The organism is Rhizobium sp. 01T444, from assembly GCF_056398305.1.
In genome coordinates, this window is sequence record NZ_JBFTPD010000034.1 from 12,174 (window position 1) to 30,990 (window position 18,817).

The window sequence follows — 18,817 nt, forward strand, 5'->3', positions numbered from 1 at the left end:
TCAGATATGAGGGTTTGGCAGCACTAAAGTAGGAACTAAATACCACAGTTCCTTTTATCTTAAACTAGCTAATATAGGCTAAAGGAGCAGATTAGTTCCATCGTAAGGTGTAAAGAGGACGTAATTCTTGGTATAAACTCATGCGATACTAGGTCATTCGCGGAGGGGTTGATTACGTTGCTCCTCGGTTACGGACGAACTGCTAAACGCATGAAAATAATGCTCACCCCCGGCGCATGATCCGGGCCGGTCCGCGCTTGCTCCATCACCAATGTTGATCGTTGGCTATGAACTTTGGCGTACATCGTCATAGGTAGATACGTCTTTAGGTGAATAAGCTTAGACGTTTTGTTTCTTTACTCCGATGGCGAAAACAATTCTCTTTGAATGGAAAGAAATATTTATTTTTTCGAAATGAAACCTTGGGCGCAATCATATGGTTGACGGTTTCATTTAGAAATCCGGTTTGTAGAAGAGTAAGGGGTGCATGCGTATGATTGCATCAAACGTAAAGCTGGATGATAGCTGCGTCATCCATCATCGAGATCTTGTGAATCTCTATGGCTGCACGATCGGCGCGGGAACGCGCGTCGGCACTTTCGTCGAAATCCAGAAAAACGTCCTCGTCGGAAAAGACTGCAAAATCTCCAGCCATTCCTTCATCTGCGAAGGCGTGACGCTGGAAGACGGCGTTTTTATCGGCCACGGGGTGATGTTCACCAATGACACGTACCCGCGCGCCGTCAATGCGGATGGCAGTCTGCAGACCGAAGCAGACTGGGTTGTCATCCCCACGCTGGTCAAGCGCCACGCGTCAATCGGCAGCAATGCGACCATTCTGCCTGGCGTAACCATCGGAGAAGCCGCGCAGGTCGGCGCCGGGGCAGTTGTAACAAAAGATGTGCCTGCGGGCGCCATTGTCGCCGGTGTTCCGGCCAGGATTACCGGTCGCGTTCATGACCGGGCAGCTGACATGCAAGCGTTGGGAGGAATGCGATGATCGGTATTGCTGTTGTTGGATATGGGTATTGGGGCCCGAACCTGGTTCGCAACATCTCGGAAGCGGCCGGTGCGCAACTCATTTCAGTCTGTGATCTCAATGTCGAACGGTTGGCGGCTGTCAAAAGCCGCTACCCCGCAGTGACGATTACTGATGATTTTGAGGAAGTCCTGCGCGATCCGAGAGTGGATGCCATCGCTATCGCGACGCCGGTCTTCACCCATTTCAAGCTCGCAATGCAGGCTATGATGGCCGGAAAGCATGTCTTCGTCGAAAAGCCGATGGCTTCGACGACGGAGGAAGCCTCGCGGATGGTCGAAGAGGCCACACGCCGACGCCTCGTGCTGGCGGTCGATCATACCTTCGTCCACACAGGTGCCGTTCGCAAGATGCGCGAACTGGTCGAGAGCGGCTTGGGCGACATGTATTATTACGACTCGGTTCGGGTCAATCTGGGGCTTTTCCAGCATGATGTCAGCGTCATCTGGGATCTCGCGGTGCACGATCTCTCCATCCTGGACCATGTCGTACAGGAAAGGCCGGTGGCTGTTTCAGCGACAGGCATGAGCCATGTACTCGGCGAGCCGGAGAACATCGCCTATCTGACGCTCTTCTTCGAAAGCAAGCTCATCGCTCACATCCACGTCAATTGGCTGGCACCCGTCAAGGTGCGCCGCACGCTGATCGGCGGCAGCAACAAGATGGTCGTCTACGACGATCTGGAGCCCAGCGAAAAAATCAAAGTCTACGACAAGGGCATCACGCTGAACCCGAATTCTCAGGCCTATGGCGAGAAGGTGCATCAGATGATGGTCGGCTACCGCAGTGGTGACATGTGGGCGCCCAAGCTCGACATGACCGAGGCATTGAAACGCGAACTGGATCAGTTCGTTGAGTGCATCGAGCAGAATTCGCGGCCCATCACGGACGGCCATGCCGGCCTGCGCGTCGTTCGCATTCTTGAAGCCGCAAGTCGGTCGCTCGCTCAGCGCGGCCGTATCATCGAGCTCGAAGAGGCGAGGCGCATTGCATGATCCCCTTTCTGGACCTGAAAGCACAATATCAATCCATCAAGAGCGAAATCGACGCCGCCGTGCTCGGCGTCCTGGCCTCGGGACAATACATACTGGGCGAGGAGGTCATCCGTCTTGAGCAGGAATTCGCAGATTATTGCAACGTCAAGCATGCGATCGCAGTCAATACCGGGACGAGTGCTTTGCATCTGTCCCTTCTTGCGGCGGGTGTCGGCCCTGGCGATGAAGTCATCACCGTGCCATTCACCTTTGTCGCGACGGTGTCGGCGATCTGCTACACAGGTGCACGACCTGTCTTCGTCGATGTTGAGCCCGTAACGCTCACAATGGATGCGGCCCAGCTCGAGACGAAGATTACGTCCCGGACCAAAGCCATTATTCCCGTCCACCTCTACGGCCAGATGGCCGATATGGACGCGATCAAGGCGATCGCCGACCATTACCGGATACCGGTCATCGAGGATGCCTGCCAGGCACATGGAGCTTGCTACAAGGGCGCGCGCGCCGGCAGCATCGGCACATCCGGCTGCTTCAGCTTCTATCCGGGCAAAAACCTTGGCGCCTGCGGCGAGGGAGGTATCGTCGTAACGAACAACGACGATCACGCCAAGACGATGCGCATGCTGCGTGACTGGGGTCAGGAGCAGCGCTATCACCATCTGTTGAAGGGCTTCAATTATCGCATGGATGCCATTCAAGGCGCTATCCTGCGTATCAAGCTCCGGCATCTCGAAGCCTGGACCGAGGCGCGTCGAACGCATGGTCGCCGCTACTCCTCGCTGCTTGCGGGATCGGCGCATTTAAAGACGCCTGTCGAGGTCGCGGAGCGGCGCCACGTCTACCACGTTTATGCCATCAGAAGCCGTGATCGCGATGCGCTTCAGCGCGTGCTCGCTGCAGAAGGCATTCAGTCCGGGCTGCACTATCCGATCCCCGTTCATCTGCAGAAGGCCCATACCGACCTTGGTTACCAAGCCGGTGATTTCCCGGTCTCGGAAGCCGCGGCACGAGAAGTCCTCTCGCTGCCGATCTATCCCGAGATGCCCGCGTGGCACGTCGATCAGGTGGCCGCTGCGCTGGAGTACGCCTATGTCAGCTAGTTGTGCAGGCGAGACCAGGGTCGTGCAGGCGGTCCATGGCCGCCACGAAAGGCCGGCGGACCCTGCCTACCAGGCTGGGTTAGCCGAAGAACTCAGGCAATCATACGGGCGCGCTGGCCTGATCGAGCTCTACGGTCGCTTCGCCAGCGGTGACGGTGTCGTCGACACCCTGATGCGGAAAGCCATCTGGCAAGCGATTGCGCGCAGCTGCGGCACTGGATTGCAGGTCGCAGGCGGTGCCGGTTTCAAACATCCGGAGACCTTCGAAATCGGCAATGGCGTGTTCATCGGTGCCCAGGCCTATATCCAGGGGCGCTTCGACGGCACTTGCGTGATCGGCGACAATGTCTGGATCGGCCCGATGGCCTATTTCGACGCACGCGATCTGGTGATTGAGGATTGTGTCGGCTGGGGGCCTGGCGCCAAGGTGCTTGGTTCGACCCATACGGCACTGCCGGTGGATGTGCCAATCATCCGCACGGATCTCGAAATCAAGCCGGTCCGCATCGGCGCATGGGCCGATATCGGTACGAATGCCACAATTCTTCCCGGCGTCAGCATCGGGAAGGGGGCAATCGTCGGAGCAGGCGCGGTTGTCGTCTCGGATGTCGAACCGTTTTCAGTTGTCGCCGGTGTGCCGGCGAAGTTCATTCGCTGGCGCACGGAAGCCGATCCTGTGCTGGATATATCGCGTGGAGGAAGATCGTGAGAAATCAACGGGTGCTCATTACCGGAGGAGCCGGCCTGATCGGGTCGCATATTGCCGATCTCGTCGCATTGGAAAAACCGCGCGAGATCATCATCCTCGACAATTTCGTGCGCGGGCGCCGGGACAATCTCAGCACGGCAATAGCCGGCGGGTCCGTTAATATCATCGAGGGAGATATCCGCGACAGAGCGCTGCTTGCGAAAACCTTCGAAGGCGTTGACATCGTCTTCCATCAGGCGGCCATCCGCATCACGCAATGCGCGGAAGATCCGCGGCTCGCCTTCGATGTGTTGGCCGAGGGCACGTTCAATGTCCTTGAAGCTGCCGTCAAGGCAGGTATTTCGAAGGTCGTTGCTGCTTCTTCTGCCTCTGTGCTGGGGCTTGCCGAGAGCTTTCCGACCACCGAAGCGCATCATCCCTATAATAACAGGACGATCTACGGCGCGGCCAAGACATTCAATGAGGGGCTGCTTCGCAGCTTCGCTGACATGTACGGCCTGCGTTATGTGGCGCTTCGCTATTTCAACGTCTACGGGCCGCGAATGGACGTTTACGGCGCCTATACCGAAGTGCTGATCCGCTGGATGGAGCGTCTGGCCGCCGGAATGCCGCCGGTTGTCCATGGAGACGGTAGTCAGACGATGGACTTCGTCGATGCACGCGACATCGCCCGGGCAAACCTGCTGGCTGCGAAGAGCGATGTCACGGATGAGGTGTTCAATGTCGCGAGCGGCAGGGAAATAAGCCTCCTAGAACTCGCGCAGATGCTGAGCAGCATCATGGGTGTCTCACTCGAACCGGAGCACAAAGAAGCTCGTGCGGTCAATGGCGTGACCCGTCGTCTTGCCGATATCAGCAAGGCCGAGAAACTCTTGGGATTCAAAGCGGAAATATCGATGGAACAAGGGCTTCGCGACCTTGTGGCCTGGTGGCAGCTGAAGACTGCTGCAGCAGGAGGTCAAGCTGCATGAGCCCGTCACCATCGACAATTCCGGTTGCCAAGCCCGTTCTTGGGGAGGAGGAGGCCGAGGCTGCGCGCCGCGTTATTCTGTCAGGATGGGTGACGCAGGGGCCGGAAGTCGCAGCTTTCGAGAGCGAATTTGCCGCCTTTGTCGGTGCGGCGCATGCCTGCGCCGTTTCCAACTGCACGACTGCGCTGCATCTCGCCCTGAAGGCCGTCGGTGTCAGTGCCGGCGATGAAGTCATCACGGTCAGCCATTCGTTCATCGCAACCGCGAATGCCATTCGGTATTGCGATGGGGTGCCTGTTTTTGTCGACATCGAGGCGGATGGTTACAATATCGACGCCAGTCTGATTGAAGCGGCGATCACACCCCGCACCAAAGCAATTCTCTGCGTGCATCAGCTCGGCATGCCTTGCGATCTCCGACCGATCGTGGAGATCGGCAAGCGCCTTCAGATACCGGTTATCGAGGATGCAGCCTGCGCGACGGGAAGCGAAATCCTCTGGGACGGACGCTGGGAAAAGATCGGCAAAGCGCATGGCGACATTGCCTGCTTTTCCTTCCATCCCCGGAAGGTCGTCACGACAGGTGACGGCGGCATGTTGACTACGGCCAATCCCGAATATGACCGAAAATTCCGGCTATGGCGTCAGCATGGCATGAGCGTTACCGATACTGTTCGTCACGGCTCGAAACAGGTGATCTTCGAGGACTATGACGAACTGGGCTACAACTACCGTATGACCGATCTTCAGGCCGCCGTCGGACGCGAGCAGTTGCGGCGGCTGCCGGGACTGATCGCACAGCGGAGGCTGCTTGCCGAGCAGTATCGTGAGCACCTGTCCGTGATATCAGCAGGGTTGTCGCCGGTGGAGCCACGTTGGGCTCGCAGCAACTGGCAGAGCTTCTGTGTGAGATTGCCTGAAACCGTCGATCAACGGGCGGTCATGCAAGCCCTCCTCGATCAGGGGATCTCGACGCGGCGCGGCGTGATGAACATTCATCTGGAGAGAGCCTATTCCGACCGGAGCTCGCATCGCGTTGCCACAAGCCTGATGCGAAGCGTATCAGCGCAAAAGCAAACGATTATCCTGCCGCTTTATGCTCAGATGACGGAGCTCGACATCGCACGTGTTGTCGAGGCAGTTCGCGGAGCGCTTGCTGAAGCCGTGACCGGTCATGCGAGTGTGCAACGCGATCTGGACGTCGCTCTCGCCTGACAGCGTTTTTGCGTGACGTAATATTTGCATGACGAACAATGCGCGTATCACCCGATGCGCGCATTGTTCGTCATGCAGACTTCGCAATCCATCCCCGGATGATTGCTGGCACGGATTCTGGCGGAAGCAGATCAACCAGCATGCGCAGCGAATAGAGCCCGGTGAGAGCCACAGCGACGGAGCCAATCGCCGTCGCCGGCCATAGCGGCAGGACCGAGAACGACAGGAAGACCAATCCCGAGACAGGCAGGAAAAGCAAAGCGTGCCTGCGATTGCCGGTGGACCAGCGAAAACCGGTAACCTTCCGCACGATCACGTAGATCAGAATGCTATGCCAGACATAGAGGCCGAAAAACGCCATGCCGGCTCCTGGCGTGCCGAGCAGCGATACGAAGAACCAGGCGAGCCCCACATGAACGACTGCGGCCGCCACCTCCGTCCAGAAGAAAATCGCCTGGGTACGCTTCGCCACGACAATGAAGCCCATCGGCCAGGAGATGATCCGGAGCATCATTCCAAGGCAAATCCAGCGCAAAAGATCCACGGCCCCGTGAAACTCCGCAGAATAGAACAAGCTCATCATGAGCGGCGCCAAGGTCAGCGTGGCGAGCAGACCGGGGCCGGCCAGCAACATGCTGATTTCGGCCTGTTCATTGACCAGCCGATTGCATTCGGCATCGTTGTCCGCTGCTGCGGTCAACCGTGGATAGAAATCCGTTCCCATAGCCTGCAGGATGAAGCCGGCGTAGAGGCCGCCAAGGCCCCAGGCTGCCTGATACAATCCCGCCGCCATGACGCCACCCTCCTTCAGCACGATGAGGCGGATGGCATAGGCTGCACCGAAGGTCAGAAGCCCGCTTGCCATGAAGACGAAGCCGAGCCTGAGCAGCGCCGACACTTCCCGGCCGAACTGGCGCGCGGGCATTGGCGAGGGATGCGGGTAGATCCGCCGGCTGTACCACCAGGTCGGAAGGATTGAGGCAGCCGCGATCACCACGAGAGACGGTGCGATCGCCTGCATGCCGAACAAATAGATCAGCGGGATGCTGACCGCCGTGCCGAAAAGCCCGGCAAGCACGTTGATGCGGGCAAGATCTGCAATGCCCCGCAGGCCCTGGATCAATGCAGTCTGCCCTGCAGAGACCAGTCGACAGAAGATTGCCAGCGACAGCAATGCGATGCCACCGGCATGCTGGTAGTCGCCGAAAGTGAAATTCGAGACCGGGAATGCCAGCGCGGCGAGAAGGAGCGCACCAAGCAATGCGAGCACCAACGATATGCGTCTGAGCACTGTCGCCGATCGCGCGATCCTTTCTGCGTTATCGGTGCCCGCAGCCTCGGCAATCTGGCGCACGCCACTGCTTCCCACGCCAAGCCCGGCAATCGCCTGCGCGATATCGAGGATTGACCCGTAAAGGCCCATGAGCCCTACGCCTTCCGGCCCGAGGAGAACAGCCATGGCTTTGTTTCTGATAATGCTGAGTGCGACGTTCACGAGCGAAGAGCCGCCCATCAACATCGTCGACTTGAGGATCTGGGTGTAAGTCTGGCTGCTGGGTGGGGTCATGCGCAAAGTCATCAGATGCCCCAGCCGTTTATCCCGTGATGACGCTCAACCGCCCGCCGAAAGCGCGGCTGCGGCACATGCTTTTCGCGCTTCACCGGCTCACCTGACTGATATGCGCCTCTGTCTGAACAGGCAGCGCAGTGGCGTCGTCGGACGGCGCATCCGCGATGCGGGGCTGTATTACCTTGACCACGTCACCCGGCGCCAGTTCCGTCGTTTCGGAGGCCTGGAACTGATTGACTTGTCCGTTGTCCCGCCGGCTCACGGTGAATGTCAGCGGAAGTTCTTCACCGCTGTCACTCACGTTGCTGCCGTTGGAGAGCTCTTCAAGAAGCAGCTGTTGTGTCGTGTCGCGCTTCAATCTGAGCTGATCGAGGTTGGCCTTTTCCGCCTGCACCTCGGAAGCGACTTCGCTCCGGCGTGTGTCGGAAAGTCCCTCGAGATTGCGTGTCGTCTCGTTGATCGCCTGGCGACCCCGCATGATAGCCGTGACGAGGTCGAGCCGGTCGGAGCGATAGGTGGTGAGCAACCGTTCCAGATCCATCTGGCGTGAGGTGATCGTGAGGCCCTTCTCGACCAGCGTCTTGACGCTGGTCAACTGCTCCTCGACCGACTGGATATTGTCATCCGAACCCTTCAGCTTCTCTTCCAGCGTATCGATTTCCGCCTTCAAGAGATTGCGCAATTCGACAAGCGCCGTCGACTGCCTGTCCAGCGCGCTTGCGCGCGCCTGAAATATGACCCTCTCCTCGTCATGGATACTGGCGGCATATTGCTGGTCGACGGCGGGCGGCTGGTCGAAGCTTATCTCCTTTGCTCCGGCCATCTCCGCTTGCAGCCGCGCGAGCTTTGCGGAGCTGCGCAGCAGCGAATGGTCGATTTCCCGCAAGTCGCCGGCAAGCGTGATCGTTTGCGATCGTTGCCGTGCTCCCGGCCGCAGTGGGCCGCCGCTCATGGCCAGCGATTGCAGGACGCTAAGGCCGGAGCGAAACTTGTATTCCCCCGGCGTGGTTACGTCTCCCACGACATAGATGGACGGATAGTCGAGAATGTCGATGGTGACCGCAGGTGTCTGGGCCAAACCCATCTTTTCCTGCAGGCGCTTGGCAATCTCATTGGTTAGGCCGGCATTGTCCAGATTTCCAACGGACAGCGATCCCAGAAAGGGCAGGGAGACTGCGCCTTCATTCGAAATCGTATATTCGCCGCCGATCGCATCCCATCGCTCGAACTGACCCTTGGACGGCATCCATTGGACGACCGTCAGACGGATTTTCGTTTGCGGAGCAAAGGGCGTGTCGTCGGCGTAAGCTGGCGACACAGCGCCGGCGAGAAAGACGAGTGCGCTGACGGCAAACGTCGCACGATAGAACATGTGAGGAACGCGGTACGAAAACTTCATTTACATGTCCAGCCTGCAAAGCATCCTAATCGGATACAGGTTCAATGCCTTAGACGCTGCGCGCACGCCGAACACCGGGTCCGAGGCCGCAACATCAGTGTGCAGCCTGGCGAAGCCTTGAGGAAGATGAAGGCCGGATGCTTGGCTTCATCACTTTTGATGAGACGGGGTAGTGTGCTTCAACCCAAATCGAGCGGGCGCACATATCTCCGGCTCACGAACGGCCGTTGGAAGCGGAGAGGTCAGGCGCGCCCCCCACGGATTGAGGTCATAAGCAAGGAAATTGCAGTCAGATCGCATCCCGCTCCGTGCGCAGATTGGCGACGACGCGCCTGTTCTGCACCTTGCACGAACGCTGTGTGCAGTCGCGAACTTCCCGATCCGCACCGTAACCCTTGGCCCACATGCGGTTGGCGTCGACGCCCTTCGAGACGAGATAGGCCATGACGGCATCGGCGCGCTGCTGCGACAGGTTCTTCATTTTCGACTCCGAACCGGAATCATCGGCAAATCCCTGCAGCTTGATCAGCCAGGCCGGGTTCCTGTTCAGCCAGGCAGCCTGGTTGTCCAGCGTTGTCATGGAGACGGTATCGAGTTTGGCGGAATCTTGCGTGAAGTAGATCCGTCGGCCGACACTGAGGATGAAATCCTCTTCACTGCCAGCCTTGACGTTCTCGAAACCGGGTGCGGGATCGTTGGTCTGGCCGGTCATCGGTGCTGTCGCAGGTTCCTCCACGGAGGCGATATCGGTGGTGGTGCAGGCCGTGAGCGCCAGAAGCATGGCCGAGACGGCAAGGCGCCTCGCATATGCGGTCAAAACAGACATCAAGCTGATTTCCTCATTCGACCGGGGTGGCCTGGCTGACCTCGGCGGCGGGCGCCTGGTCGGCAATATGCGGCAGAACCTGCACCGCGGTGCCGATCGGGCAACGCTGGTAAAGATCAATGGCGTCTTCGTTGAACATTCGGATGCAGCCACTGGAGGCATCCTTGCCGATGCTCCACGGTTCCAACGTGCCGTGGAAGCGATAGCCGGTATCGACGCCGTCACGCAGCAGGTACATGGCACGGGGCCCGAGTGGATTCTTCGGCGAGCCTCCCGCCACGAATTCGGGCAGTTCGGGATGACGCTTGCGCATCTCCAGAGGCGGTGTCCAGCGCGGCCAAAGCGATTTGTTGTCGATCGTGGCGCGGCCAAACCATTTGAAGCCCTCGCGGCCGACGCCGACGCCGTAGCGAATGGCTGTCTTGTTCTCCATGATCAAATAGAGAAAATGATGCCGCGTATCGACAACAACGGTGCCGATCGGCTCGCTGCTGAAATATTTGACAACCTGGCGGTGCCATTGCTTGTCGATCTTGGCGAAGTTGGTCGCTCGGAACGTGACGCCATTGTCGACTGCGGTGCCGGCAAAATAGGAAGCTGCCTGGGCAAAGGCCGGTTTCCCTACCGCGCCGGTGCCAAGTAACGCCAATCCACCAAGCAGAATATCCCTGCGAGTCCACACCATCGGCCGTATCCCCCTCAAAGCCAAGCTGCGCGGTGCCAGTAAATCAGATTTTTCATTTGTCACAACACAAAACTCTTCTCATCCCCTAAAGACTGAGGTCGAGTTGCTAATGTCCGGGGTCTGCGTTGCTCTGATCGTTACTCGGCGAGATCGGCGCTATACCCACCTGCATAACATCGCCAGGAGGCGGCCACGAACTGTGCGGCCTTGCGAAGTTGGATCGCGGTTCCGTGCGGGGAGCCGCTGATCAGACGGTATTTGGCTGGCCTGCCGGTTGTTCATCTCCGCGTTTCGGGAGGACTGAGGCTGTCGATCGCTACCAAGCTGTCCGTGCGGTGCTGAGCGCGAACGTATGGGAAGAAGTGACAAGGGCCACGTGAGCCTTGAGCGAAACGGCACAGTTTCCGGGATAGGAGAGGTTGTGCTGGATCAGATGTTTAAGCAACTCATCGGCGTTGCGCTTTTCAGTTAGCGGAAATGTCACAGTCATATGCGTTCCTCCGAGGAGCAAATTGACCCTTCGGAGGGATTTAGGCCCGAATTCTTTTTGCGCTGCAACAAGAAAATTTTAACCGTAAAATTAAAATCGATTAGCTTTCTGGGTGGTTATTTTAAAATCGTTTTAAATCCTCCAGTGATTTTTGGCGCGGGCGTACAGAGCGGCTGCGACAAAATGCACGCAGCCGGATAAGACCTTGTTAACCATCCAGGTCTCAGATGGGCAGAAGTTTAAACGTTCTACCAGAGCCGTGGGAATGTGTTCCGCCGCGTAGGGCTTTAAATCCGCACATGCCTCCCCTCGAGAGTCGATGCCGACGGGTGGGTTATGCGCAAGTGCGTTCTGTTCTCGGTGTGTGGCAATGTCGATCATTCATAGTATCAGCGTAAGAAGCGGTCGGCTGGTAAAGCTCACCTTCGAATCTGCCCCCTTCACGCGAGCCGCTCGCAAGACCGCCGGAACGGCCCGGCAAGCCAGAAGCCGTATTGTCACCCTCGCAGGCGTCCTCGGCATCGTCTACGTCGGAATGTTCGGCAAGCTGATCTATTATGGCCTTGCCGTCGACACGACGACATCAAGCATTCCGCCAAATCCGATCATGGCCTCACGGCCGGATATCCTCGACCGCAACGGCGAACTCCTGGCGACCGATATCCGCACGGTTTCGATGTTTGCCGAGCCGAGCCATATGGTCGATGTCGATGAAGCGGTCGAGAAGCTCACACAGCTTTTCCCGGAACTCGACCGGAAAACGCTCTATCAGAAACTGTCGGACAAGCGTTCGCAGTTCACATGGCTGCGTCGCCAGCTGACGCCGAAGCAGCAAAGCGAGGTTCTGGCTCTCGGCCTCCCCGCCATCGGCTTCCGCCCCGAAGTGAAGCGCTTCTATCCTGGAGGGCGCACGGCGGCCCACATTCTCGGCTATGTCGATATCGACAACAAGGGCATGGCCGGCATGGAAAAATATCTCGACATGCAGGGGCTCTCTGATCTGGAATCCACCGGGCTTGCGGTGCGCGAAAATCTGGAGCCGGTGAAGCTGTCGATCGACATCCGGGCGCAGAATGTCGTTCATGACGTGGTCACCGACGCTATCACCACCTACAAGGGCAAGGCCGCCGGTGCCGTCATCCTCGATATCCATACGGGCGAGGTTCTGGCCATGGCTTCCGCCCCCGATTTCGACCCGAACGACCCGCAGGCGACCGGCAGCGAAGGCTGGCTGAACCGCATGTCGAACGGCACTTTCGAAATGGGCTCGACCTTCAAGACCTTCTCGATGGCATTGGCGCTCGACAGCGGCACGGTCAAACTCTCAGACAGTTTCGATGCCACCGGCCCGCTGCACTACGGCGGCTTCATCATCCATGACGACCATGACGTGCCGCGCCGCTGGCTGACGATTCCGGAAATCTTCCGCTATTCCTCCAATATCGGTACGGCGAGGATGATGGATCTGGTCGGCATGGATCGCCAGAAGGATTATCTGACCCGCTTTGGCCTCTTGACGAAGATGCAGACCGAACTGCCGGAGGTGAAAACGCCGACGCAGCCGAAAGTATGGAAGAAGATCAACTCGATCACGATCTCCTTCGGCCATGGTGTCGCGACCACGCCATTGCAGACAGCGGTTGCCGGTGCCGCTCTCGTCGATGGCGGTGAGCTCATAGAGCCGACTTTCCTGCCGCGCTCGGCCGAGGAGGCAGCGAAAACCGAGCAGCAGATCGTCAAGAAAAGCACAAGCGACACGATCCGCGCACTCTTCAAGCTCAATGGCGAACAAGGCTCCGGACGCACGGCCGACGTGCCTGGTTTCCATGTCGGCGGCAAGACGGGCACGGCGAACAAGGTCGTGAACGGCCATTATTCGCACACGCTGAGCTTCAACGCCTATCTCGCGGCCTTCCCGATCGATGCACCGAAATATGTCGTGCTGTCCTTCATCGACGAACCGCTGACCGGCCAGCACGGGCTCACCTTCGCGACGAATACGGCAGCACCCATGGTGCATGACATCATTAGCCGCGCCGCGCCCATTCTGGGCGTCGAACCGGATTTCGGGCAGAACCTGCTGGCCTCATATTGAGGGCTGGCGGGCGCGGTTTGAAATCTTCTGTGACGGTTTTTTCTGCTGAGCAGTGCAATTATTGACCGAATAGTTGCCGGCAATGAAGTTCATCGAACTTTCATTGCGTTGCGTCATCCAGGCTACATACTTGCGGCCTAGGTCATTGGGCGAAGGTGCGCGCCTCATGTCCAGTCGAACGAACGTCACTGCAAAACGCCTCATGGATGCCTGCGAGCTGCTGCTTTGCGAGGCGCATGCCCTCGAAGAACTGACGGCGCGCCGGATCGCGATCCAGGCGCAGGCGACGCCTTCGGCGATCGTCTATCATTTCGGATCCCAGGAAGAACTGATCACCGCCGTTGCAGAGCGCGTCTATCGCCGTCTGAACGCCGAGCGCCTGGGCCTGCTGCAGAAAGCCGTCGATCGGCGGGCGCCCAATCCCCCCGATATCGAGGAGGTGATCGCAGCTCTTGTCGGTCCGTCGATCCACTGGGCGACCGATCCCACATCGAGCTATCCAGTGCTGTCGCACTTCACCTCGATGGCACACAGTCACCGTGACGGCGCGCCGCATTACCGTCGCATCATCGACGACGTCGCGCATCACAGGGCCTTCATTCCGCAATTGAAGCGGATCGCGCCTGGCTCGATGACGTCGATATCGGCTGGCGGCTGAACTGTGCGCTCGGCATCCGGTCGCAGGTCACCCGCAGCAGGCAGCGCACGGAACTTCTCACCAATCGTCAGATGGATCTCGACAATCCGGATCTCGTCATCGCGCGCATGGTTGAGGTGATTGCGCCGATGTTCCGTCGGGCTTCCTGATCTTCGCGGATGAAGTCCAAACGTCTTTCKAACAGCATTCGAAATCCGTCACGCCTGCGAAACACGCCCCCTCTATCGGTTTTCATCAGAGAACCGTTAGGGAGCCTTCCGATGCGCCGCGAGACCACTTTCATTCATCTGACTGACCTGCACATCGGCACCGCCGATGACGATCATCTTTACAGCGATACGACCGAGACGCTCAACCAAGTGCTCGATCTGGTCGCCACAGTCACGCCTAAGCCGCAATTCGTGATCGCCAGTGGCGACCTCACCAACCGCGGTGATGCGGAGAGCTTCCGCCGACTGAAGGAGATCATGGATGCACGCATCGACGTGCCGGTGATCTATGCGCTCGGCAATCACGACACCCGTCCCGGTTTTTACGAGGGTATGGGCGTTGCGACCGAAGATCCGGATGCCCCCTACGATCACGATGTCGTCGTCGATGGCATCCACATCGTCACGATCGACTCCTCGACGCCGGGACTGATCGGCGGCACGATCGATCCGGAACAGTTCGACTGGTTGGCCTCGACACTGGATACGCATCCCGATCTGCCGAAGCTGATCGTCGTCCATCATCCGCCGGCTCTAGGTGAAGAACCCGATACAACCCACTGGCGGACCATTCATTTTCCGCAGTCGGAACGCTTCAGATCGCTGCTCAAGGGTCGCAATATCATCGGCATCCTCAGCGGCCACATCCATCATGACCGCGTGTCCGTCTGGCACGGCATCCCTGTCATTGTCGGCACCGGCCAGCATGCAGCGACCGACATTCTGCGAACCGACATTTTGCGCATGGTGCGCGGCGCCTCCTTCGGCATCGGCACCATCCGTCCGTCCGGCCTGACCATGGCCTTCGTGCCGCTGCCATCCGACCGCGCCGAACTCAACACCTATCCACTCGAAATGCTGTTGGCGCGGGCTGTGCCCGTCGCGGCCGAATAAATTCCAGGAGATGTCCATGTTGCGCAGAACCATGTCGCAGTTCACGGCAGCACTCGCCGCCGTTTCGCTCTTACCATTGGGCGCATTCGCCGAAATGCCTGCATCCGTCGACAAGCGGGTGACGATCAGCTTCTACAACTACAATCTCGCCTCGGCGAGCGCCGGGGCCGATGCCACCAAGGAACTGATTGCCGGTTTCGAAAAGAAATTCCCCAACATCAAGGTCGAGACCGTCGCCGTCCCGTCCAATGAGATCATGTCGCGCGTGCAGGCCGATATCGTCGCCGGCAAGCAGCCGGACGTGGCGCAATTGGTGTTCCGCGATTTGATCTACATCGCCAGCGACCTCGGCGCCAACGCGCTGGAAGACATGGTCGATGCAAACGAACTAAAGGATCAGTTCGCCGGCATGATCCCGCAGGGCCTCGAACTCGGCAAGGTCGATGGCAAGACCTATGGCCTTGCCTATACGTTCTCGACGCCGATCCTGTTTTACAATGCCGACCTCTTCAAGCAGGCGGGCCTCGATCCGGACAAGCCCCCGAGGACCTGGGACGATATCAACGTTGCCGGCAAGGCCATCAAGGAGAAGACCGGCAAGAGCGGCTTCTTCCCCGGCGCTTACGGCCCGACCGACGGCACCTTCGTCTATCAGTCGATCGTCATGTCGAATGGCGGCAAGGTGCGCGACGGCGACAAGCTGACCTTTGCCGACAAGGACGCGGCGGACGCCGTGAAGATGCTGCGCAACATGGTCGACAGCGGCGCGCATGCCAAGATCGATCCGGCGAGCGCATCCGATACGTTTGCCGCCGGCAACATGGGCATGTTCCTCTATACGAGCGCACTACTGTCCAGCGTCAAGAAGTCGGCCCAGGGCAAGTTCGAGCTGCGGCTCGCACCGATGCCCTCCTTTGGCGACAAGCCGACGGCGCCGACCAATTCCGGCAGTGCACTCTTCGTCTTCAGCAAGGACCCCGACAAGCAGCGCGCCTCCTATGAGCTCCTCAAATATCTGACGAGCAAGGAAGCCTACACGATCATCACCAGCAAGATCGGCTACCTGCCGCTGCGCCTCGATATCGTCAACGACCCGAACTATCTCGGCCCTTGGCTCAAGGAAAATCCGATGTTTCGGGCCAACATCAAACAGCTCGACCGTCTGACCGCCAATATCGCCTTTCCCGGACCGAATTATCGCCAGGTCGAAAAGATGATGATGGACGGTGTTCGCGAAGCTGTCTTCGGAAGCGGCGACCCGGTCGAAGTGCTGAAGAGTGCGCAGGAGCAGGGTCAGGACCTGATGCCATAAGCCCATCTTGATCTTCACGAGGAAGGTGAGGGGCGGCGACGAGGGCCGCCCTTTGCCGACAGTCGATCGGAGCTTTCGCCAATGACAGATATCCAGGCAGAAGTGGCCGGCCCCGCCACAGCGAAAATGGCTTCGGTGCGGTCGGAAATGACCCGCGAACGGTTTACCATTGCGCCTTGGCTCTATCTGGCGCCTGCGCTCATCCTGCTGATGGTCTGGACCTACATCCCGCTTGCCGAGACATTCCGCCTGTCTTTCTATCAGTGGAACATGCTGCCGACGTCGCCGCAACGCTTTGTCGGACTGACCAATTACCAGCGGTTGCTGGCGCTGCCGGAAATGCGCAACGCTCTCTGGAACACGCTCTATTACACGATCGGCTTGTTTCCGATGTCGGTAATCATTCCGCTTTTCGTGGCGATCTGGACGCAGGATCTCGGCGGCCGCGCCCGGACGATCTACAGGTCGCTGATCTTCGTGCCGATGATCATTGCTCCAGTCGTAGCCGCCATCCTGTGGCGCTGGCTGCTGAACGAAGACCAGGGGCTTATAACGCTCGCTCTCGAGGGTCTTGGCCTCGGCCGCATCGGCTTCCTGACCGATCCCGCCTATGCCCTGCCGACGTTGACCTGGATCACCGGTTGGAAGTTGATCGGCTTTTCGACGCTGCTCTTTTCCGCCGCCAATGCGGGTATCAACCCGTCCTATATCGAGGCGGCGCGCATCGACGGTGCCAGCCGTTGGCGCATCATCCGCGATATCAGGCTGCCGCTGCTCTCGCCGACGATCCTGCTTCTGTCGATGATGACGGTGCTTTTCGGCGCGCAGTGGAGCTTTGCCTATATCAATGTGCTGACCAATGGCGGCCCGCTGAAGTCCACGACCAACATCTTCTACCTGCTCTGGGAATACGGCTTCCAGACGCTTTCAGCTGGCTGGAGCTCGGCCGCCGGTATGATCGCTTTTGCCGGCTTCGCGGTGCTTGCTGCGCTGTGCATGTGGTTGACGAAGAGGTTTGCCTTCTATGACAACTGACAGACTCGACGATCATAGGCCGAGCCGATCGGCTCCGTCCCGCGGATTGGTGCGCAAACTCGGCGTGCACGCCATCATGGTGCTCCTTTCCTTCGTTTCGATCTTTCCGATCTACTGGATGATCGTCACATCGTTGCGACCGGAGAACGAGATCTTCTCCACTGCACTCTGGCCGTCCCGTCCGACCTTCGACAATTACCTCTTCGTGTTAACGCGCGTGCCGATGCTGCAGATGCTCTTCAACACGGCGATCGTAGCAGCCGCGACTGCCTTGCTGCAGGTCGTGACCGGCATGTTTGCCGCCTACGCGCTGGTGCGCTGGCGAATGCGGCTATCGTCTGTCGTCCATGGTCTGATTGCGCTCTCCTGGCTCGTGCCTTTCCAGGTCACGATGATCCCGAATTATGTGCTCGCCTCCAGGCTAGGGCTGCTCGACACATTGACGGGCCTCGTCGTGCCGAATGCCGCCCACGCTTTTGCGATCCTGCTTCTCTATCATGCCATGCGGGCCTTCCCGACCGAAGTGCTGGAGGCTGCCCGCATGGATGGGGCACGAAGCCTGCGCATCCTCTGGCAGATCGTCACGCCCAACATGGGCGCGCCCATTGCCTCCTTGTCGATCATCGCCTTCATTTCCGCCTGGAACGAATATTTTTGGCCGCTGCTCCTGTCGCGAAAGCCCGAGAATTCGGTCGTGCAGATAGGCCTGCAGATGTTCATGACCCAGGAGGGCAACCTCTGGGGGCCGCTGATGGCGGCGGCGGCACTCGCCAGTCTGCCGATCCTGCTGATCTATCTCGTGCTCCAGCGCCACGTCATCGAATCCTTCATGAAATCCGGAATCCGCTGATCATGCAAAATTATGAGAGACTTATCGCGCTGGAAGGCGCCCATAACGTGCGCGACCTTGGCGGCTATCCGGCTGGCAATGACAGGCAGACGCGCTGGCGCTCGGTCCTGCGCGGCGACGCCCTGCATGCGCTGAGCGAAGCCGACATCGAGGCGCTGATCGCCCATGGGGTCACGACGGTGATCGACCTGCGCAATTCTCAGGAACTCGCACGTGAAGCCAATCCGTTCTTGAATGATCCGCGCGTTTACTACGAAAACGTCTCGTTGTTTTCGGCCCTAGCGCCGGTCGAATTGATGGCAGCGGAAGCGACCGATTTCGACATGGGCGACCGTTACTGTCACGCCCTCGACAATTGCCAGCCGGCGATCGCCAGGGTGCTGACGGCGATCGCACACGCACCCGATGGGATCGTTCTCTTCCATTGCACGGCCGGCAAGGATCGCACCGGCATCATCGCCGCTTTGATGCTGGCGCACGCCGGCGTCGATGAAGCAACGATTATCGAGGACTATGCGCTGACCGGCTCGATATTCGCGCCCTTGCTTACCGACTTCCGGGCACGGGCAATCGCACGCGGCGTACCTTCTGATCTTGCAGACCTGATACTCGCCTCGGCACCGCAGAGCATGGCCCGGGCACTCGGGTACCTTGCCGGGCATTATGGCCGCGTTGGTTCCTATCTCGCGCAGATAGGCTTGGGCGAAGCGGAAATCACCAACCTCAGGCAGCGGCTGTGCGATTGAGGCTTGCTCTGACGCGTTGA

18 protein-coding genes are annotated in these 18,817 nt (G+C 58.9%); 13 read left to right on the forward strand and 5 right to left on the reverse strand.

What is annotated here, in order from left to right:
- The first annotated feature begins 493 nt into the window (after positions 1-493).
- The 6 genes from AC1DTN_RS31305 to AC1DTN_RS31330 are packed head-to-tail and all read left to right on the forward strand — an operon-like array spanning position 494 to position 6,028.
- A complete protein-coding gene (locus tag AC1DTN_RS31305; protein ID WP_113321745.1) occupies positions 494-1,000 on the forward strand; it encodes an acyltransferase in 507 nt (168 codons plus the stop codon).
- Positions 997-2,034, forward strand: a complete 1,038-nt coding sequence (locus AC1DTN_RS31310; RefSeq protein WP_007813020.1) for a Gfo/Idh/MocA family protein — start codon at positions 997-999, stop codon at positions 2,032-2,034. Before AC1DTN_RS31305 ends, AC1DTN_RS31310 begins: the two co-directional genes overlap by 4 nt.
- The gene (locus AC1DTN_RS31315; protein WP_113321732.1) at positions 2,031-3,134 is read left to right on the forward strand and encodes a DegT/DnrJ/EryC1/StrS family aminotransferase; all 1,104 of its coding nucleotides are present in this window, start codon (positions 2,031-2,033) and stop codon (positions 3,132-3,134) included. Before AC1DTN_RS31310 ends, AC1DTN_RS31315 begins: the two co-directional genes overlap by 4 nt.
- Positions 3,124-3,843: an acyltransferase gene (locus tag AC1DTN_RS31320; protein WP_442207441.1), complete on the forward strand. Its 720-nt coding sequence runs from the start codon at positions 3,124-3,126 to the stop codon at positions 3,841-3,843. Before AC1DTN_RS31315 ends, AC1DTN_RS31320 begins: the two co-directional genes overlap by 11 nt.
- On the forward strand, positions 3,840-4,814 hold the full coding sequence (locus tag AC1DTN_RS31325) for an NAD-dependent epimerase/dehydratase family protein (protein WP_442207442.1): 975 nt from the start codon (positions 3,840-3,842) through the stop codon (positions 4,812-4,814). The genes AC1DTN_RS31320 and AC1DTN_RS31325 overlap by 4 nt, the downstream gene beginning before the upstream one ends.
- Positions 4,811-6,028 carry a DegT/DnrJ/EryC1/StrS family aminotransferase gene (locus AC1DTN_RS31330; RefSeq protein WP_442207443.1) on the forward strand — a complete coding sequence of 406 codons (1,218 nt, stop codon included), beginning with the start codon at positions 4,811-4,813 and terminating at the stop codon, positions 6,026-6,028. The genes AC1DTN_RS31325 and AC1DTN_RS31330 overlap by 4 nt, the downstream gene beginning before the upstream one ends.
- A 70-nt stretch (positions 6,029-6,098) precedes the next feature.
- Here AC1DTN_RS31330 and AC1DTN_RS31335 read toward each other — a convergent pair whose 3' ends face one another.
- The 5 genes from AC1DTN_RS31335 to AC1DTN_RS31355 form a co-directional block, all read right to left on the reverse strand.
- Positions 6,099-7,607 (reverse strand): O-antigen translocase, encoded by a 1,509-nt coding sequence (locus AC1DTN_RS31335; RefSeq protein WP_442207444.1) that lies wholly within the window; start codon positions 7,605-7,607, stop codon positions 6,099-6,101.
- A 79-nt stretch (positions 7,608-7,686) separates the two neighbouring features.
- Positions 7,687-8,997: a polysaccharide biosynthesis/export family protein gene (locus AC1DTN_RS31340; protein WP_442207445.1), complete on the reverse strand. Its 1,311-nt coding sequence runs from the start codon at positions 8,995-8,997 to the stop codon at positions 7,687-7,689.
- A 289-nt stretch (positions 8,998-9,286) separates the two neighbouring features.
- Positions 9,287-9,823, reverse strand: coding sequence for an OmpA family protein (locus AC1DTN_RS31345; protein ID WP_442207446.1), 537 nt, complete (start codon positions 9,821-9,823; stop codon positions 9,287-9,289).
- Positions 9,824-9,836: 13 nt separating this feature from the next.
- A complete protein-coding gene (locus tag AC1DTN_RS31350) occupies positions 9,837-10,508 on the reverse strand; it encodes a L,D-transpeptidase (protein WP_442207502.1) in 672 nt (223 codons plus the stop codon).
- A 316-nt stretch (positions 10,509-10,824) separates the two neighbouring features.
- Positions 10,825-10,998, reverse strand: coding sequence for a hypothetical protein (locus AC1DTN_RS31355; RefSeq protein ID WP_007813042.1), 174 nt, complete (start codon positions 10,996-10,998; stop codon positions 10,825-10,827).
- A gap of 370 nt (positions 10,999-11,368) precedes the next feature.
- Between AC1DTN_RS31355 and AC1DTN_RS31360 the strand changes: the two genes are divergently transcribed.
- The 7 genes from AC1DTN_RS31360 to AC1DTN_RS31390 all read left to right on the forward strand — a co-directional run bounded on the left by AC1DTN_RS31360 (position 11,369) and on the right by AC1DTN_RS31390 (position 18,797).
- Positions 11,369-13,093, forward strand: coding sequence for a peptidoglycan D,D-transpeptidase FtsI family protein (locus AC1DTN_RS31360; RefSeq protein ID WP_037070581.1), 1,725 nt, complete (start codon positions 11,369-11,371; stop codon positions 13,091-13,093).
- A gap of 166 nt (positions 13,094-13,259) precedes the next feature.
- Complete coding sequence (locus AC1DTN_RS31365; RefSeq protein WP_477924082.1) at positions 13,260-13,751, forward strand: TetR/AcrR family transcriptional regulator; 492 nt, start codon at positions 13,260-13,262, stop codon at positions 13,749-13,751.
- A gap of 260 nt (positions 13,752-14,011) precedes the next feature.
- Positions 14,012-14,854: a metallophosphoesterase family protein gene (locus AC1DTN_RS31370; protein ID WP_442207448.1), complete on the forward strand. Its 843-nt coding sequence runs from the start codon at positions 14,012-14,014 to the stop codon at positions 14,852-14,854.
- A gap of 16 nt (positions 14,855-14,870) precedes the next feature.
- Entirely contained in the window at positions 14,871-16,166 is a 1,296-nt protein-coding gene (locus tag AC1DTN_RS31375) for an ABC transporter substrate-binding protein (RefSeq protein ID WP_442207449.1), read from the forward strand.
- An 81-nt stretch (positions 16,167-16,247) separates the two neighbouring features.
- Positions 16,248-17,201 (forward strand): carbohydrate ABC transporter permease, encoded by a 954-nt coding sequence (locus AC1DTN_RS31380; protein ID WP_442207450.1) that lies wholly within the window; start codon positions 16,248-16,250, stop codon positions 17,199-17,201.
- On the forward strand, positions 17,191-18,051 hold the full coding sequence (locus tag AC1DTN_RS31385) for a carbohydrate ABC transporter permease (protein ID WP_442207451.1): 861 nt from the start codon (positions 17,191-17,193) through the stop codon (positions 18,049-18,051). Before AC1DTN_RS31380 ends, AC1DTN_RS31385 begins: the two co-directional genes overlap by 11 nt.
- 2 nt (positions 18,052-18,053) lie before the next feature.
- Positions 18,054-18,797 (forward strand): tyrosine-protein phosphatase, encoded by a 744-nt coding sequence (locus AC1DTN_RS31390; RefSeq protein ID WP_442207452.1) that lies wholly within the window; start codon positions 18,054-18,056, stop codon positions 18,795-18,797.
- Positions 18,798-18,817 lie beyond the last annotated feature (20 nt).

Excerpts from the sequence above, each read along its gene's own strand:
- AC1DTN_RS31375 (WP_442207449.1), top strand. The coding sequence starts at position 14,871 with ATGTTGCGCAGAACCATGTCGCAGTTCACGGCAGCACTCGCCGCCGTT.
- AC1DTN_RS31350 (WP_442207502.1), bottom strand. The coding sequence starts at position 10,508 with ATGGTGTGGACTCGCAGGGATATTCTGCTTGGTGGATTGGCGTTACTT.
- AC1DTN_RS31340 (WP_442207445.1), bottom strand. The coding sequence starts at position 8,997 with ATGAAGTTTTCGTACCGCGTTCCTCACATGTTCTATCGTGCGACGTTT.
- AC1DTN_RS31360 (WP_037070581.1), top strand. The coding sequence starts at position 11,369 with ATGTCGATCATTCATAGTATCAGCGTAAGAAGCGGTCGGCTGGTAAAG.
- AC1DTN_RS31330 (WP_442207443.1), top strand. The coding sequence starts at position 4,811 with ATGAGCCCGTCACCATCGACAATTCCGGTTGCCAAGCCCGTTCTTGGG.
- AC1DTN_RS31320 (WP_442207441.1), top strand. The coding sequence starts at position 3,124 with ATGTCAGCTAGTTGTGCAGGCGAGACCAGGGTCGTGCAGGCGGTCCAT.
- AC1DTN_RS31385 (WP_442207451.1), top strand. The coding sequence starts at position 17,191 with ATGACAACTGACAGACTCGACGATCATAGGCCGAGCCGATCGGCTCCG.
- AC1DTN_RS31335 (WP_442207444.1), bottom strand. The coding sequence starts at position 7,607 with ATGACTTTGCGCATGACCCCACCCAGCAGCCAGACTTACACCCAGATC.
- AC1DTN_RS31380 (WP_442207450.1), top strand. The coding sequence starts at position 16,248 with ATGACAGATATCCAGGCAGAAGTGGCCGGCCCCGCCACAGCGAAAATG.
- AC1DTN_RS31315 (WP_113321732.1), top strand. The coding sequence starts at position 2,031 with ATGATCCCCTTTCTGGACCTGAAAGCACAATATCAATCCATCAAGAGC.
- AC1DTN_RS31355 (WP_007813042.1), bottom strand. The coding sequence starts at position 10,998 with ATGACTGTGACATTTCCGCTAACTGAAAAGCGCAACGCCGATGAGTTG.
- AC1DTN_RS31345 (WP_442207446.1), bottom strand. The coding sequence starts at position 9,823 with ATGTCTGTTTTGACCGCATATGCGAGGCGCCTTGCCGTCTCGGCCATG.
- AC1DTN_RS31370 (WP_442207448.1), top strand. The coding sequence starts at position 14,012 with ATGCGCCGCGAGACCACTTTCATTCATCTGACTGACCTGCACATCGGC.
- AC1DTN_RS31390 (WP_442207452.1), top strand. The coding sequence starts at position 18,054 with ATGCAAAATTATGAGAGACTTATCGCGCTGGAAGGCGCCCATAACGTG.
- AC1DTN_RS31310 (WP_007813020.1), top strand. The coding sequence starts at position 997 with ATGATCGGTATTGCTGTTGTTGGATATGGGTATTGGGGCCCGAACCTG.
- AC1DTN_RS31365 (WP_477924082.1), top strand. The coding sequence starts at position 13,260 with ATGTCCAGTCGAACGAACGTCACTGCAAAACGCCTCATGGATGCCTGC.
- AC1DTN_RS31305 (WP_113321745.1), top strand. The coding sequence starts at position 494 with ATGATTGCATCAAACGTAAAGCTGGATGATAGCTGCGTCATCCATCAT.